This is a genomic window from Enterocloster alcoholdehydrogenati (assembly GCF_013282095.1).
GTDB lineage: Bacteria > Bacillota > Clostridia > Lachnospirales > Lachnospiraceae > Enterocloster > Enterocloster alcoholdehydrogenati.
This window is the reverse complement of record NZ_BLTJ01000013.1, coordinates 103,359-118,199: the sequence shown is the minus strand read 5'-3', so window position 1 is coordinate 118,199 and position 14,841 is coordinate 103,359. Positions and strand designations below refer to the sequence as shown.

13 protein-coding genes, 1 other RNA gene and 1 pseudogene are annotated in these 14,841 nt (G+C 49.3%); 4 read left to right on the top strand and 11 right to left on the bottom strand.

All coding sequences use genetic code 11. The annotated features are described in order from the left end of the window. Positions 1 to 652: 652 nt before the first annotated feature. From HW447_RS14695 to HW447_RS14665, 7 genes are all read right to left on the bottom strand, one after another. Positions 653 to 1,369 carry a CvpA family protein gene (locus HW447_RS14695; protein WP_243176313.1) on the bottom strand — a complete coding sequence of 239 codons (717 nt, stop codon included), beginning with the start codon at positions 1,367 to 1,369 and terminating at the stop codon, positions 653 to 655. Positions 1,370 to 1,433: 64 nt separating this feature from the next. Beyond that, on the bottom strand, positions 1,434 to 2,258 hold the full coding sequence (locus HW447_RS14690) for a Cof-type HAD-IIB family hydrolase (RefSeq protein WP_176255880.1): 825 nt from the start codon (positions 2,256 to 2,258) through the stop codon (positions 1,434 to 1,436). Further along, positions 2,258 to 4,768 carry a tetratricopeptide repeat protein gene (locus tag HW447_RS14685; protein WP_176255875.1) on the bottom strand — a complete coding sequence of 837 codons (2,511 nt, stop codon included), beginning with the start codon at positions 4,766 to 4,768 and terminating at the stop codon, positions 2,258 to 2,260. Before HW447_RS14685 ends, HW447_RS14690 begins: the two co-directional genes overlap by 1 nt. 32 nt (positions 4,769 to 4,800) lie before the next feature. Further along, a complete protein-coding gene (gene recR, locus HW447_RS14680; protein ID WP_176255874.1) occupies positions 4,801 to 5,397 on the bottom strand; it encodes a recombination mediator RecR in 597 nt (198 codons plus the stop codon). After that, on the bottom strand, positions 5,397 to 5,753 hold the full coding sequence (locus tag HW447_RS14675; RefSeq protein WP_176255873.1) for a YbaB/EbfC family nucleoid-associated protein: 357 nt from the start codon (positions 5,751 to 5,753) through the stop codon (positions 5,397 to 5,399). The genes recR and HW447_RS14675 overlap by 1 nt, the downstream gene beginning before the upstream one ends. A gap of 74 nt (positions 5,754 to 5,827) precedes the next feature. Next, entirely contained in the window at positions 5,828 to 7,561 is a 1,734-nt protein-coding gene (gene dnaX, locus HW447_RS14670; protein ID WP_176255872.1) for a DNA polymerase III subunit gamma/tau, read from the bottom strand. 9 nt (positions 7,562 to 7,570) lie between these two features. Beyond that, a complete protein-coding gene (locus HW447_RS14665; RefSeq protein ID WP_176255871.1) occupies positions 7,571 to 8,650 on the bottom strand; it encodes a 6-phosphofructokinase in 1,080 nt (359 codons plus the stop codon). A 279-nt stretch (positions 8,651 to 8,929) separates the two neighbouring features. Here HW447_RS14665 and HW447_RS14660 point away from each other — a divergent pair, with 279 nt between their 5' ends. Further along, the gene (locus HW447_RS14660) at positions 8,930 to 9,511 is read left to right on the top strand and encodes a hypothetical protein (RefSeq protein WP_176255870.1); all 582 of its coding nucleotides are present in this window, start codon (positions 8,930 to 8,932) and stop codon (positions 9,509 to 9,511) included. 125 nt (positions 9,512 to 9,636) lie between these two features. Here the strand turns inward: HW447_RS14660 and ffs are convergent. Both ffs and HW447_RS14650 read right to left on the bottom strand, forming a co-directional pair. Next, positions 9,637 to 9,898, bottom strand: an RNA gene (gene ffs / locus HW447_RS14655) — signal recognition particle sRNA large type. A gap of 62 nt (positions 9,899 to 9,960) precedes the next feature. Next, positions 9,961 to 11,139 carry a glycerate kinase family protein gene (locus HW447_RS14650; protein WP_176255869.1) on the bottom strand — a complete coding sequence of 393 codons (1,179 nt, stop codon included), beginning with the start codon at positions 11,137 to 11,139 and terminating at the stop codon, positions 9,961 to 9,963. A 162-nt stretch (positions 11,140 to 11,301) separates the two neighbouring features. Between HW447_RS14650 and HW447_RS14645 the strand changes: the two genes are divergently transcribed. Together HW447_RS14645 and HW447_RS14640 are read left to right on the top strand one after the other, a co-directional pair. Then, a complete protein-coding gene (locus tag HW447_RS14645) occupies positions 11,302 to 11,481 on the top strand; it encodes a DUF6472 family protein (protein WP_176255868.1) in 180 nt (59 codons plus the stop codon). A gap of 12 nt (positions 11,482 to 11,493) precedes the next feature. After that, the gene (locus tag HW447_RS14640) at positions 11,494 to 12,594 is read left to right on the top strand and encodes a CdaR family transcriptional regulator (protein WP_176255867.1); all 1,101 of its coding nucleotides are present in this window, start codon (positions 11,494 to 11,496) and stop codon (positions 12,592 to 12,594) included. A gap of 8 nt (positions 12,595 to 12,602) precedes the next feature. Here the strand turns inward: HW447_RS14640 and tadA are convergent, their stop codons facing one another. Continuing rightward, positions 12,603 to 13,208, bottom strand: coding sequence for a tRNA adenosine(34) deaminase TadA (gene tadA, locus HW447_RS14635; RefSeq protein WP_176255866.1), 606 nt, complete (start codon positions 13,206 to 13,208; stop codon positions 12,603 to 12,605). 184 nt (positions 13,209 to 13,392) lie between these two features. Here tadA and HW447_RS14630 point away from each other — a divergent pair, with 184 nt between their 5' ends. Continuing rightward, a complete protein-coding gene (locus tag HW447_RS14630; RefSeq protein ID WP_176255865.1) occupies positions 13,393 to 14,088 on the top strand; it encodes an anaerobic ribonucleoside-triphosphate reductase activating protein in 696 nt (231 codons plus the stop codon). 15 nt (positions 14,089 to 14,103) lie between these two features. On the opposite strand, the pseudogene HW447_RS18500 reads toward HW447_RS14630, so the two are convergent. Beyond that, positions 14,104 to 14,628: pseudogene (locus tag HW447_RS18500) on the bottom strand (DUF6128 domain-containing protein); the annotation flags it as partial. Positions 14,629 to 14,841: the final 213 nt, after the last annotated feature.

Below are 14,841 nucleotides of genomic sequence, written 5' to 3'. Positions count from 1 at the left end.
ATCTTAAACCGTTTTACTTGGTTTTTGTTCTGAATTTTCTCAAATCCAAAGGTCTAAACCAAACCTTTTGAATTGTTAGAATTTTCAGGGTTTTACATACTGTTTAATCTTCAATTTTCAAGGAACTTATTTGTTGTCTCTCGGCAACAACTCTGATATTTTAACACAGATCTTTTTGCCTGTCAACAACTTTTTTATTTTATTTTTTCGTTGTCTTTTTCAACAGCAACTTTTATATCTTATCACAAGCATCTGTATCTGTCAACAACTTTTTGATCTTTTTTAAGATCCTATCCACTGTTTTCGCAGTGGAACTATAATATACCATCTTCTTAAAAGGTTGTCAAGGTAATTTGTTTATTTTTTTACATTTTTGGCAGCTATTCAGCCATATGTCAATTTGTACATAGATATGCTTATGTAAACCAGCTTGCAGCGCATATTTCCGCGCAAATTGCAGCATGGCTGAATAGCTGCCATTTTTGAGCTTAATTTCACATTTGAGAAATCAACATCAAGCCCACAGCTTTTCATAAGCAATTTTACATTTTACTCTGCTCTTCGGAGCGCTGTTTACATACTCATGAATCTGAAATATTTCAGCACAGAAGAGGGCTCTGCCTCAGATTTACCGATGCAGAGCCCATAGAAATCAAAAACTTCCTTTTATGAATCCTCCAAGGAGAATACGAAGAGGATTGTATTGATATAAAAATGACAGCCAAGCACTGCCATTTACCTGCTGTTCCAAAATCTGGCCGGCAGCAGTAGCGGCAAAACAGTTAAGCAGCGCACCCGCAATCCAGAGGATCAAAAGACCTTGAGCCAGTCCAAGAAGCGCCCCTGCGATCTGGTTCAGTCCGCACAGTATGGGAAGTCTTGCGATCAGATCCAGCCAGCGAATCAAAATCCGAATAAGAATATATGCCAGCAGAAAGATCACAAAACCGCAGACTGCATTGATCAGAATATCCGCCAGATAGGTACTGATATATTCCGCGAACTGATCCACTCCAAGAATATGGTAAAATTCACTGTTATTATTTTCCAGCAATATATCTTTGACGGACTGAGGAAGTTTCATATTCTCAATGGCTATGCGCTGAGCAGCAGGAAACTGGACTTCCTGTGCGGAGGGTGCCTGCCAGCCAGACGCATTCAGAATTGTCCGAGCCGCGCGATCACGTATTTCAGGATTGGCCCGGATAAACTCCGTTGCCGCCGGCGCAGCCATTTTCACCAAAAGAATAGTAAGCACCAGCGCTCCTACGGAAACACACTGCCTTAGAAATCCCCTGTGGTGGCCATACAATACCATTCCTATTAAAAATACAGCTGCCGCTATGGGCAGCCCGTGTTCTGTTATCATGATTTAACTTCTTTCCGTTGTTATCTATGTTATTTTTAAAAGTTCCAAACCGTATTTCTGACCTCTATAATACCCGATCACGGATAAAGGCTGCCACTCCGAACTGGTCATTTGTCAGCGTAATATCATCTGCCGCAGCTTTTACCTCATCTGAAGCATTTCCCATGGCAATACCAATTCCAGCGGCTTTCAGCATCGGAATATCATTTTCACCATCTCCAAAAGCCATCGTGGATGCTACAGGGACAGAAAGATAGTCTGCCAGCCAGAGGAGGGCATTTCCCTTTGTAGCATCCCGGGCATTGATCTCCAGATTATTGTACATTGACGAACTGATGGCAAGTCCAGGAACCACAGACAGCGCTTCTCTCAGAACCTCCTTCTCGGAGGGGTCAGCCAGAAATATATTTACCTTTTCGGCGCTGCTCTTTGTCTCCTCCATATATTGGTAGATATCAGGCACTACATCTCTGGTTGCACGGACCATTTCCTGAAGCACCGGACGCAGGCCGTATTCCTCCATATGTTCAAAAAAATCCGGCTGCGTGATACCGCGTCCATTTACATAAGGGTCATACATAACATGATAGCCTCTGGCAATACCCATAACTTTCAGGGCCTGTTCGCTGGTCAGGACACACCTGTTCAATGGGGTATTTGTTTTTAGATCCATCACTGCGCCTCCGTTCGTAGTGATAGCATAGCGGACACCCGGAAGATCCCGAAGGATCCCAGGGATCCCATCTACAGCCCGTCCCGTGGCAGGAACAATATGGATCCCCAGGCGGGCGCACTGTTCCAGGGCCCGACGGTTTTCTTCAGACAAATGCTTTTCACTGTCTAAAAGGGTGCCATCCAGATCCAGGGCGATCAGACAAATCTGGTTCATCATATGAAATGCTCCTCTTTCAGAACAAGAAGTCCTGCTTTGTCATATTTGGATGAGAAAATTCCGGTCATCTTCTTAAAGAAGGTAGGATTCTCCGCACGGTCTGCCGCCTCTTCGATCAATGCTTCCGCAGCAGCTTTTGTGAGACGCTCGCCGTCTTCTTCCATAATCTCGATCCGCTCATAAAGAGCCAGCATACTCTTCCCGGAAATGCTGCAGTCAATACTTCCAGCGTATTCACAGGCATATTTTGCAAATTCGTCAATATCCATCTCCAGCTCCGGCTCATTCGTTTCTGGCTCCTGCACGGGCTGCCTGGGCGGCTCAGGTACCAGCGGAATAGCCTGACGGCGTTTTGGCGCTGCCTGGGGCTGTCCAGGCGTTTGAGGTGCCGTCAGACGGGATACGGGGGCCGTATGAGCAGCAGGACGGGCAGCCATTCCAGATGTCATATCTGTCTGGGAGGTGCTATCATTTACAGAACGTGTCTGATCCGCAAAGGATCTGGCTGTTGTATGCGAAACAGATGACGGACGATATGGCTTATCCTCTGCTAAAGACCGGGCTGCGGAGCTTTCTTCTGACAATCCACCGCCCTCTGAGGCGCTTTGGGACGCCTGTGGGCGAACCGCAGCCTGATAGGCAGGACGGGCCGGGAGGATTCCCGGTTCCTCTGGCATCTCATCCTCGGATACAACCGATCCGAAGGCTGAAGGACGGCGCGGCGCATCCCCCCGGGATATCTCAATTCCGGCTGACGGCCGGATCGGAGCTGATGGAGCAGGCGCTCTATGAAGCTCTACAGAGCGCACCGGGCGGTTATCCGAACCGGAAACAGCCGGTTCTTCCTGCGTTCCATCGGAAATGCCAATACACTCAAACCGCTTTGCAAGTCCAGGGTAAACTCTGTGAAGCTCTTCCAGACGTTCCGCCGTATCAATGAGAACAACGCTCATGCCGGTTTCGTCTCTGGCCATAAGCTGATTTAGTTCCTGAAGGATGGCTTCATTCATGTCTCCAGCCTGTTCAATGATGAGATCTTTTCCCGTCAGCTTATCTGACAGTGTAAAAATGCCTCTATGGTTCAATTTTGAACCTGTGATCTTCGCAGCCTGATTTTTAGCGCCTGTTTCCTGGTGAATCCGTTTTAATGTCTTTACAGCCAGTTCAAATCCCTCTTCCGGTTTTTCCGCCTCAATCATCAGATGGTTGGAACCGCTGTATACGGGACCTTTTTTCAAATGGCGAATATCTGTAAGTATCTGGGTCTGAGCGGCCTGCGTTTCTTCGCTGTATCCGTGTTCTTCTGCAAGACGGGACATCTCCTTTGCAAGATCCTCCTGAACCTCTGCCTCATGTATGTGTGCTCTGAGCATATCGTCGTCTGTTTTGGCAGCCTGTAAAGAGGGCTCGCACTCAGGCTGCTCCTCCTGTGTTTCACTTGCATACACGGTTTCCTGATAAGCCTCATCTTCTGCCACAGCCATTTCTTTTGAAGCCGTATCATAAGATTCTGTATCCATTTGCGCGCCCTCATCCCCGTCAAATGAAAGGGCGGCCGTATCATCCTCTTCTGTTTCTGTATCGTCGGAAAAAATCGGGGCAAAGGCATCTGTTTCTTCAGGAAATTCCTCTGTTTCCGCGTATATATCAGTCTCAGGAGACTGTGTGGGAAGATCATCGCAGCACTCATCCTCTGCAGCCAAATTCCCTGCGCCGCCGTCCGTTTCCCTGGCCGACGTATCGGATACGCTTTCATAATCCGCTTCACCTGCAGGCTCTGGCACCGCACCGTAGGTTTCCTCCGTCACGCTATCATGACTCTGGGCGTCAATAGGAAGAACCATAGGCTTTCTTTTGTCATATTCCTTCTCTACTTCCTTTAATCGAGCCTCATATTTGTCCTTATTTTCCATCAGATCCATCTGGTAGCTGGTCAGCGGAGCGTACTGAACCTTCAGGTCAATGGCCTTGTCCACATATTTTCCTGTGCCAAACATCAGCATGATCTTGTCACAGGTCATGACGCAAAGCTGCTCCATGTGTGCCGCATTGTAAAGTTCGGCCAGTTCGTAGAGCCATTTTTCATCCAGTTCCACGTTGCAGTACTGCTCCAGCGTGTGAATCAGCTGCTCTACGGGAGCGCCTTTTGCACCCAAAATCAGGTAGCGCAGAATATACTGTCTTGGATCTTCGGGAGCCAGGTCGCAGAATTCTCTGTAGTAGTCCTCTGCCTCACCGGTGCTGCCTTCTTTGATGGCAAGTTCGGCCAACTTATACAGCAGGCGTTTGCCGATTGGAGCCCGCTCAAAAGCCAGAAGAAGAATATCCTTTGCCTCCTGGTACTCTCCATTTTTTTCATATACGCCGGAAACCATGGACAGAATGTTGACATTGCGGACCCGTCTCCAGTCAATCGTGTCTGCAATCTTCATCGCTGTCTCAAAGTCCTCTGAGGCGATCTTTTTCTTGATCTGATCAATCCTTAAATTAAACTCATATTTATCCATTTTGTGCATCTCTCCCTGCCGTAAGCGGCATTTTAAAGCTCGGTTCTTCCTTCCAGCGCCCGCAGTAGGGTCACTTCATCTATATATTCCAGATCGCCGCCTACAGGTACGCCGCTGGCAATCCGGGTCACCTTGATGCCGGTAGGTTTAATCAGTTTACTGATATACATGGCCGTAGTCTCGCCTTCCAGACTGGAATTGGTTGCAATAATGACCTCTTCCACATCTGCCTGAAGGCGCTGCATCAGTTCCTTCAGCTTGATATCATTGGGGCCGATTCCCAGCATGGGGGAAATGGCTCCGTGAAGCACATGATAAACTCCGTTGTATTTGCCGGTTTTTTCGTAGGCCGCAAGGTCTCTGGTGTTCTCTACCACCATGATGGTTCTGTGATCCCGCTTGGTACTGCTGCAGATCGGGCAGAGTTCCTTATCTGTAAGAGTAAAACATTCTTTGCAGTAGCGTACATTATTTCTGGCTCCGGTCATGGCTCCCGCCAGCTGCTCTACCTGTTCCTTTGGCATATTGATAATGTGAAATGCAAGTCTCTGGGCAGACTTTGCGCCTACTCCGGGAAGCCTGGACAATTCTTCGATCAGTTTGCTGATCTGGCTGCTGTAGTAATCCATTAGAAGGGGAAGCCTCCGCCTAATGCGCCGCCCAGTCCGCCGGTGAGCTTGGACATGGCCTCGGTGCTGTCAGCCTCCATCTGGCGGAACGCCTCATTGGTGGCTGCTACGATCAGATCCTGGAGCATCTCGATATCGTCAGGATCTACCACTTCCTCTGATAATTTAATGGAAACGACCTCTTTTCTTCCGGAAACGGTCACAGTTACGGCTCCGCCGCCTGCTGCCGCAGTGTATTCCTTCTCTTCCAGCGCCTTGGTAGTCTCCTCCATCTGGCGCTGCATACGCTGTGCCTGCTTCATAAGATTATTCATATTTCCCGGCATACCGCCTGGGAATCCGCCACGTTTTGCCATGGTATTGTTCCTCCTCTTTCTGCCGGATCCGCGTTCGGATCCTGAATAGTTACTTTGTTATTATTGAAAATGGGTCAGTCCTCGTAAGTGATATCCATCTGGATTTTCTCTTCCAGGTCTTCTTTTGTAACGTAAATCGTGTCCAGCCGTTCACCACGGCCGGCCAGCCTTGTTTTAAAATAAATGGCCTTACCGTAAGACGCTTCTACCTTGCGTTCCAGTTCTCCAATGACGGTGGGACGCTTCCCCATATCATAGCTCATGGGGTCTAAAAACACAATAGTCAGACAGCCTTCGCCGCCAGGTTCCACCACTGTATCTCTCAGATAGGATCTTGCCCCTCCGCCGATGCTGCGCACGATTTTAGCCCATTCGTTGCGGATCAGGCTGAGATCTTCCAGCTGAGCCCTGGGCAGGGAAATGGTTTCGGCCGGAGTCGACACCCCCCCATATAGGGGCTGATCGGCGTTATTTTCCATCGGGCTGCCAGCAGCGGGCTGTAAAGCCAGGCCGTCAGGAATCTGGCCTGACGCAGCGCCAAGGACAGCCTCCCCGGCTTTGTAACCGCCCGAATTTCCCGCGTTAGATGCCGAAAGCCCAAAATCCCCCCGGGAACCAGGCATACCTACAGCCGGGCAAAGCCCTCTGACCTCTATGTCCTCAAGCTGCTCTTCCAGCTGATGAAGCCGCTGTAAAATCGAATCCAGATCCGGCTCCATAGCCGGTCGGGTTAGACGGATCAGCGCAACCTCTACCAGAACACGTTTCTGACTGGCATACCGCAGCTGGTTCGACAAGTCGGAAAATACCCGGATATAACGCATCAGGGTATTTCCATCTGTTTTGGTACTGTCCGCCTTCAGCTGCCTTAAGTTCTCCTCTGACATATCCACCAGCCCCTCCGGGTCATCGGCGCTCTGAATCAGAAGGAGATTTCTCAAATACCAGATAAAGTCGGTCACAAACTGCCCCAGTTCCCGTCCCTGTATCACAATTTCTTCCAGTTCCGTAATACAGTCCTTTGTGCGCCCTTCCGTCACTGCGCCGAACATACGGCTGAATACGCTGGAATCAACAGCCCCCAGAACTTCAAGAGCATTGTCATAGGTAAGAAGCGTTCCATAATGAAAGGCAATGCACTGATCCAAAAAGCTTAATGCGTCTCGCAGCGCACCATCGGCTGCCTTTGCAATATACATTAACGCTTTGTCCTCTACATGGATCTGCTCTGCCTGAGTAAGTTCCCGGAGCCGGTCCGCAATGGTATCCACGGAAATGCGTTTGAAATCGTACCGCTGGCACCGTGACAGGATCGTAACCGGGATCTTGTGAACTTCCGTAGTGGCCAGAATAAAGATCACATAGGACGGCGGTTCTTCCAATGTCTTTAAAAGGGCATTAAACGCCCCAATCGAGAGCATATGCACCTCATCGATGATATAGACCCGGTATTTCCCCTCCGTCGGAGGATACTGAACCTGCTCTCGGATATCGCGGATATTTTCAACGCCGTTGTTGGAAGCCGCATCAATCTCCACTACGTTCATGGAAGCGCCCGCAAGAATCGAACGGCAGGCTGCGCACTGATTGCAGGGACTGCCGTCTATGGGATGCTCACAGTTGACTGCACGGGCATAGATCTTTGCAATACTGGTCTTTCCCGTACCTCTTGTTCCGCAGAACAGATAGGCATGGCCGATCCGTTCTGAAGTAATCTGATTTTTTAAGGTCTGTACGACCGGGTCCTGTCCTTTGACATCTTCAAAGGATACGGGACGCCATTTTCGGTATAAAGCCGTGTATGACATGGCTGCTCCTTATTCGTCTCCGAAACTGATCCCCACCATCTTTGCTTCCTTAATCATGGAACAGTTGGGATCAACGGTTTTTAATTTACCTGCCACCTCAGACAGGGGCACTTTAGTAATCTCATTATTTTTCAGGGCTACCATATACCCGTATTCCTCATCTGCAATCAGTCTGGCTGCTGCCGCCCCCAATCTGGTAGCAAGGACACGGTCATATGGACAGGGTTCACCGCCGCGCTGCATATGGCCCGGAACGGTAACACGGACTTCACTTCCGGTTACTTCCCGAATCCTTGCTCCAATCTCATATGCGATGGACGGATAAACAATGCCGTTCTTTTTCTTCTCTTTTAACGCTTTCTTTGTCATACTGGCATCTTCCCTGGAAATAGCTCCTTCAGCCACTGCCAGAATAGAGAAGCGCTTGCCTGCCTTGGTACGCTTTGTAATGGCGTCGCAGACTGCATGGATGTCATAAGGAATCTCAGGAAGAAGGATAATATCAGCTCCCCCTGAAATACCTGCGTAAAGGGTAAGCCAGCCTACCTTGTGGCCCATAACCTCCACAATGAACACACGGCCGTGAGAAGCTGCCGTGGTGTGGATACAGTCAATCGCATTCGCTGCCACCTCCACTGCGCTGTGGAAACCGAAGGTCATATCTGTGCCCCAAAGGTCGTTGTCTATGGTTTTGGGAAGAGATACCACGTTAAGCCCTTCCTGGCTGAGGAGGTTAGCTGTCTTTTGGCTGCCATTTCCGCCTAGTATCACCAGACAGTTCAGTTTCAGTTTCCGATAGGTGTGTTTCATGGACTCTACCTTGTCCAGGCCGTTTTCATCTGGAACACGCATCTGCTTGAATGGCTGCCGTGAGGTTCCCAAAATCGTTCCCCCCTGAGTGAGAATGCCGGAAAAATCAGATGGCTTCATGATCTGGTAATCAGCGTACATCAGGCCCTTATAGCCATCCTCAAACCCAATGATCTCTACATCATCGAACATATTGTATAAGGATTTTGCTACGCCCCGCATAGTGGCGTTCAGCGCCTGGCAGTCTCCGCCGCTGGTCAGGATTCCTACTCTTCTCATATTGCATCTCCTCCGTATCAGACTGTGCGCGCCCGAACATAGCGGTATGCGCAGGAATGGTTATATTATACCCATTTTGTAATTATAGCGCAAAGGGGTTATGGGGGCAAGTGTAAATTGACAGGTCAGGATACAGGAAAACTCGCACTGTAATTGTATTTGTGAACTTTATGTGTACTTAAGGTTGATTTAAGGAAGTCCGGTTATACTTCATGCATCAGTTCAGACCACACTTGAAATGATGGGAGCTGAAATACAGGAGAAAGAAGGATTACAACTATGAAAAAAAGATTTTCCAGAATTTTACTATGCGCAGGAATGTGCACCGCACTTGCCGCCGGGGCTTCCATGACCGGATATGCGGCTTCTAATGGTACGGAGGCTGCCTCTGCGGCAGGCACTTCGGAGGAAGGGCAAAGACCGCCGAAGGAGGATGATGGAGTAATGGCTAAAATCACAGCTGTATCCGATGATTCTCTAACTGTATCAACCGCTCAGAAACCAGAAATGGGCGAGAAACCTGCAAATGGAGAAACCCCGTCCGAAAAGCCCGCAGATGGGGAAACTCCTCCTGAAAAGCCCGCAGATGGGGAAACTCCTCCTGAAAAACCCGCAGATGGAGAGACCCCTCCCGAAAAGCCTGCAGATGGAGAAACTCCTCCTGAAAAACCTGCGGACGGGGAAACTCCTCCCGAAATGACCTTCAACGATGAGACTCAGACACTTACACTAACAGATTCCACCACGGTCACAAAAGGCCCTGACCATGAAAGTGCGGACCTTTCTGATCTTACAGCAGATATGACGGTACGGCTGGTGCTTGACGGCTCTAAAGTGGTAAGTATTGAAATCATGGAATAGAGGCATTTTATAAGTCTGCTGCATACCTTCCGCACGTGAAGCCTGATTTTTTAAGAAAAAGACCTGAGAATACAAGGCTGTCCTGCCTTTGTCCTTCTCAGGTCTTTGATATATTCATATTAAATCCACGCACCTTGCTTTGTGCAGGCATCACGGACGTTACTCATGCAGTTAACTCGGTTCAGGCTGCCTTACGGCACACGAGAGGTTCTGCTTAGTGCTGCTACATTCCTGTCCTGACACGGTTCACAGATTCCCGTTGCGTAAGACCCAAACGTCAACGCCACTTGCACAAGGCAGCTCCGCAATGTTCTGCCCGAGGCAAGGTATCACCCCTGCTGGAGCGGATTGCAGGTTCAGGGCACCGCTATCTCCCCGGCTGCGTGGAAAGTTTATGACTGGGTTATAATTGAATTGCCTATTTAGTATAGCGTTGAGGGGCTGGTTTGTCAAGGAATTTCCTTCTGGCTGCACGAATCATACTCCCGCAGCCATACAAAACGAATTACCCGAAACACCTGCTCCACCGCATCAGCCATATTCAGAGCGGCATTCTCCGGGTTCATGGCCTCTTCCAGAGTAACCACTGACCGCAAAATAGGGAAAAAGGCATCGATTCCTGCTGTATTGCAGGCGGCGGCTTTGGGGGTAACGGCGCCGGAAAAGGCTATAACCGGCTTATTGTATTGTTTTGCCAGACGTGCCACACCTATGGGCGCCTTGCCCATGGCGGTCTGTTCGTCCAGACGTCCTTCGCCGGTAATCACAAGATCCGCATCTTTTATATAGTCAGCAAGCCTTGTCTCTTCCAGCACCAGTTTAACACCAGACTCCAAAACAGCGTCTGTAAATGTAAGGAACGCAAAGCCGAGTCCGCCGGCAGCGCCGGTCCCAGCCTGTTGTGGGTCTGCCCTGGGGAAGGTTTTACGGGCCAGGGCTGCGTAGCGGGCCAGCCACTGATCCATCTTTTGAATCATCTGCGGATCTGCCCCTTTCTGCGGGCCATAGACTGCGCTGCAGCCAAGCTCTCCGCAGAGCTTATTTGTCACATCGCAGGCGATATAGAAATGACAGTCTGCCAGTTCTGGAATCACATGGCTGTCAGAAATCGTCTCCAGTATTTCCAGTCCTTTTGCCCCATAAGGCACTGGTCTCCCCTGAGCATCTAAAAAGTCATATCCCAGCGCCTGGAGCATTCCTGAGCCGCCGTCATTGGTGGCGCTGCCCCCGATTCCCATAATAAAACGGCGGCACCCCTTTTCTATGGCATCCCGAATCATTTCACCAACCCCGTATGTAGTAGTATAAAGAGGATTGCGTTTTTGAAGAGGCACCTGAGTAATACCCGCAGCCTGAGACATCTCCATAATAGCGGTATGAGTGCTTTCAATTACTCCGTAACGGGCAGTTACCGGTTCCCCTAAGGGCCCTGTGACAGAAATTTCATGAATAACGCCGTTCATTCCCTCTGCAAGGGCATCAACTGTGCCTTCGCCTCCGTCCGCCAGGGGGCGCACCTCTGCCAGGGCCTCCGGGTATACACGATGGATACCAGTACGAATTGCATTTCCCGCTTCCATGGATGACAGACTTCCTTTAAATGAATCAATGGCTATAGTTATTTTCATATTGTTTTCTCCCCGCTTTACTTTTCCTGATGCCTGCAAAACACCTGCAGGCTGTATGATGTTATTCTAACGCAAACGCTATAAAATGGATATGTTATGCAGAACATTTTTATGATATAATATTATTTATAATATATTACAGAAAACGAAAAGAGGCGCATAATGGCTCAGATAAACTGTGAAAGCTGTACGAATTACGAATATGATGAGGAATATGACTGCTATGTCTGTACAAAAGATCTGGATGAAGATGAAATGATCCGTTTTATTCAGGGAACGTTTCGTAACTGTCCCTATTACCAGTTGGGAGATGAGTACCGGATCGTAAGAAAGCAGATTTAAACGGAGGCCCATATGATTGCAAAAATAAGCCGCCGGCTGGCGCAGCAGATCGTTGAGACTGTGAAGGATGTATGCGGAAAGGATGTCAATTTTATTTCCCCTTCCGGCGTGATATTTGCCAGTACATCCCCCCAGCGGGTCGGGGAGTTCCATGAGATCGGGCAGAAGGCGGCACAGACCGGAACGGTCATCGAGGTACATGAGGACGGCAGCTTTGAGGGTACGCAAAAAGGGGTCAATATACCCCTGTTCCATCAAAACAGCCTCTTGGCAGTGATAGGAATCAGCGGGCCGCCGGAGGATGTGCGCAAATTTGGATATCTAGCAGTACGAGTGACCCTCCTTTTGATCCGGGAGCAGGAGCTGGATGCCGCAGTCCGGTCGCGCCGGGAAAAGATTCGGTATATGATCCGCTCTCTGGTTCTTAAGGGGGAAGGAGATGCCAAATATCTGAAAGGCTGTATGGAAGAATTTAAAATTTCCTGCAATGGCCTGTTTCTGGTCTGTGATATCCGGCTGAATGAGGGGTATAATCCGGCTAATATTTCCATATTTGAACGGGATCTGGACGTCCTTTTCCATACAATGGGAATTGAACTGTATTGTCATGAATCCCCCAGAGAATATGTGGCGCTGATCCCACAGCAGCAGTCCACATTATACCGCAGACATTTTTGCCAGTTTGCCGCAGCACAGGAACATACTTTTTCTGCGGGTCTTGGAACAGCCAGAACACCGGCACAGTTGTCTCACTCCTACCGGGAGGCTTTAACCGCCATCCATTCTCTGCATTTTTCAGACCAATGTTTCTGCGATTTTTCGGACCTGGATGTGGAAATCCTGTTTGACGGCCTGGATCCGGACCGCAAAAAAGATTATCTTGAAAAGACAGTTTCCAGGCTGAGTCAGGAGGATATGAGGCTGCTGCAGGTGTATTATGAGGAAAATATGTCATTAAAAGAAACCGGAAAACGGCTTTTCCTTCATAAAAACACACTGCAGTACCGGCTCAAACGGATTGCACGGATCACCGGATACGATCCGCGGGTATTCCGCGACGGAACTGCGCTGTATCTGGGCGTACGGATGCGGACAGAACAAGATGGAAGCTGACCGCCTGCCTATCGTCGGCGAAGGCTTTTGAAAAAATCAGTCATCAGTGCGGAGCATTCTTCTTTTAAAATACCTGTAACCATGTCCACCTGATGATTGAACCCAGGCTCCTGCAAAAGATTCATCACGGAACCTGCGCAGCCTGCTTTTGCGTTCATGGAGCCAATCACTACCCTGGGGATTCTGGCCTGGACAATCGCTCCAGCACACATGGGACACGGTTCCAGGGTCACATACAGGGTGCAGTCCTCTAAACGCCAGTCCCCCTCTTTTTTACAGGCTTTTTTTATGGCTGTGATTTCAGCATGGGAAAGGACGGTTTTATCGGCATTGCGACGGTTATAACCTCTTGCGATAATCTGTCCTTCTTTTACGATAACGCAGCCGATAGGCACATCTCCAATAGCCGCGGCTTTTTTGGCCTGACGGACCGCTTCTTTCATATAGGTTTCATCTGCCTTCCGGGCAGCCCTGTCCGCCTCCTGGGCTGCAAGAGCGGCAAGGCGCTTTTTTTCGTTTCTCTGCTCCCAGCGGCGTCTGCGGGTCTCAAGACCTTTGGCATTTGCCAGGGCAATCTCCTGTTCTGTCATGGTCGGCATTCTCCTTCTGTGCATACGCGAATATTCATAGTTCGTTCTGTATGATATACTTATAATGTATAAACGGAATATTTTTACACCATAATGCGATGTCGGGTTCAACGGCCGGAAGGCCTGAAGCTTTTTGCCCCTGATAGTATAGTGTTCTATCCATTATATATAACTTTGGGAAATTTGCAAATGAAAGGATGAAAGAATCGTGAAAATATGCGGACTTCAGAAAACCACTCTGCTGGACTTTCCAGGAAAAGTAGCTGCCACTATATTTACAGGCGGCTGCAACTTCCGCTGCCCCTTCTGCCACAACAGCCAGTTGTTGGAACACAAAGCTGACATTGCTTTGCCGGAAGATAAGGTGCTGGCATTTTTAAAGAAAAGAAGAAACATTCTGGAGGGGGTCTGTATCACTGGCGGAGAACCTACACTGCAGCCAGATCTGGAGGAATTTATCTGTAAGGTGCGCAGTCTTGGGCTGGCAGTAAAGCTGGATACAAACGGCTATCGGCCGGAGATCCTGAAAATGCTCTGCCAAAAGGGACGAATCGACGCAGTTGCCCTGGATATTAAAGCAGGGCCAAGCCATTATGAACGGGCCGCTGGATGTGCAGGACTGAATTTGGAACAAATCGAGCAAAGCATCCGGTTTCTTCTGAATGGTGCCATCCCTTATGAATTTCGGACAACGGTTGTGGCGGGACTTCACGATATAACCGATTTTCAGGAGATCGGCCCATGGATCCGCGGGTGTAAACAGTATTTTCTTCAATGTTATAAGGAATCGGGGCAGGTGCTTGATCCCGATTCCTGCCATAGCTTTACCCGAAAAGAGATGGAATGGTTTGCACAGATCATAGCCCCTTTTGCAGAGCAGGTGACTGTGCGGGGAATGGATTAAGCCAGATGGGTTCTGTCAATCTGTATTCTCCATTCTAACATCCGCGTACCAGTAGCCAAAGCGGCCATTTTGAACAGGCTGTTTCTTTGCAAGAACAAAATGAGGAAAGCCAAACATAGAGGCCATATATTTTTCATTGCTGTAATAATGTCCGGGTACGCCAATAATGTAGCGGGTACGTCCCCGCGCTTCATCTCTCACCCGCGCGAATACAAGATAGCGGTAATTATAATAGCCATGCAGCAGAAAACTGTTATTTCCGTAGTTCCAGTTTTCCCGCGGAAGAAGACCAATATCCTGGGGACGGATTGTAAGGATTTCAATAGACCCCGGGCTGTCAAAGGCCTGAATCTTTGGATAGCGTTTGCGAAAGGTTTCCCAGAGAAGATCCGGACGGCTCATATGTTCCTCCCGTTCCAGGCGCGCCAATGCTTCCGGATCGCCTAACAAAAACTCTTCTTCCTGAGGAGCCTGGATAATCTCAGGCTTTGGGGCCGGCTGAGACGCCGGCGTCCCGTCCCCGACAGCCGGGGCTTTCGGTATCGCACCTGGAGCGGCAGACGCTGAGGACGATGGGGCGTCATCTGCCGGAGTTGGCAAATCCGGAGGGGACGATACTGAGGCTGACGATTCCGGGACAGTTAAGGCAGAATCTTTGCGGTCTGGAGAAGCGGCTGCTCCTGGTTCTAATCCGCTAAAATCCGACCCCCCTCCCCCTGCATTCCTGCTTGTCTGGGATTGAGATAAAATCCC

Excerpts from the sequence above, each read along its gene's own strand:
- tadA (WP_176255866.1), bottom strand. The coding sequence starts at position 13,208 with ATGCACAGAAGGAGAATGCCGACCATGACAGAACAGGAGATTGCCCTG.
- HW447_RS14650 (WP_176255869.1), bottom strand. The coding sequence starts at position 11,139 with ATGAAAATAACTATAGCCATTGATTCATTTAAAGGAAGTCTGTCATCC.
- HW447_RS14660 (WP_176255870.1), top strand. The coding sequence starts at position 8,930 with ATGAAAAAAAGATTTTCCAGAATTTTACTATGCGCAGGAATGTGCACC.
- HW447_RS14685 (WP_176255875.1), bottom strand. The coding sequence starts at position 4,768 with ATGGATAAATATGAGTTTAATTTAAGGATTGATCAGATCAAGAAAAAG.
- HW447_RS14640 (WP_176255867.1), top strand. The coding sequence starts at position 11,494 with ATGATTGCAAAAATAAGCCGCCGGCTGGCGCAGCAGATCGTTGAGACT.
- HW447_RS14675 (WP_176255873.1), bottom strand. The coding sequence starts at position 5,753 with ATGGCAAAACGTGGCGGATTCCCAGGCGGTATGCCGGGAAATATGAAT.
- recR (WP_176255874.1), bottom strand. The coding sequence starts at position 5,397 with ATGGATTACTACAGCAGCCAGATCAGCAAACTGATCGAAGAATTGTCC.
- dnaX (WP_176255872.1), bottom strand. The coding sequence starts at position 7,561 with ATGTCATACACGGCTTTATACCGAAAATGGCGTCCCGTATCCTTTGAA.
- HW447_RS14645 (WP_176255868.1), top strand. The coding sequence starts at position 11,302 with ATGGCTCAGATAAACTGTGAAAGCTGTACGAATTACGAATATGATGAG.
- HW447_RS14665 (WP_176255871.1), bottom strand. The coding sequence starts at position 8,650 with ATGAGAAGAGTAGGAATCCTGACCAGCGGCGGAGACTGCCAGGCGCTG.
- HW447_RS14690 (WP_176255880.1), bottom strand. The coding sequence starts at position 2,258 with ATGAACCAGATTTGTCTGATCGCCCTGGATCTGGATGGCACCCTTTTA.
- HW447_RS14695 (WP_243176313.1), bottom strand. The coding sequence starts at position 1,369 with ATGATAACAGAACACGGGCTGCCCATAGCGGCAGCTGTATTTTTAATA.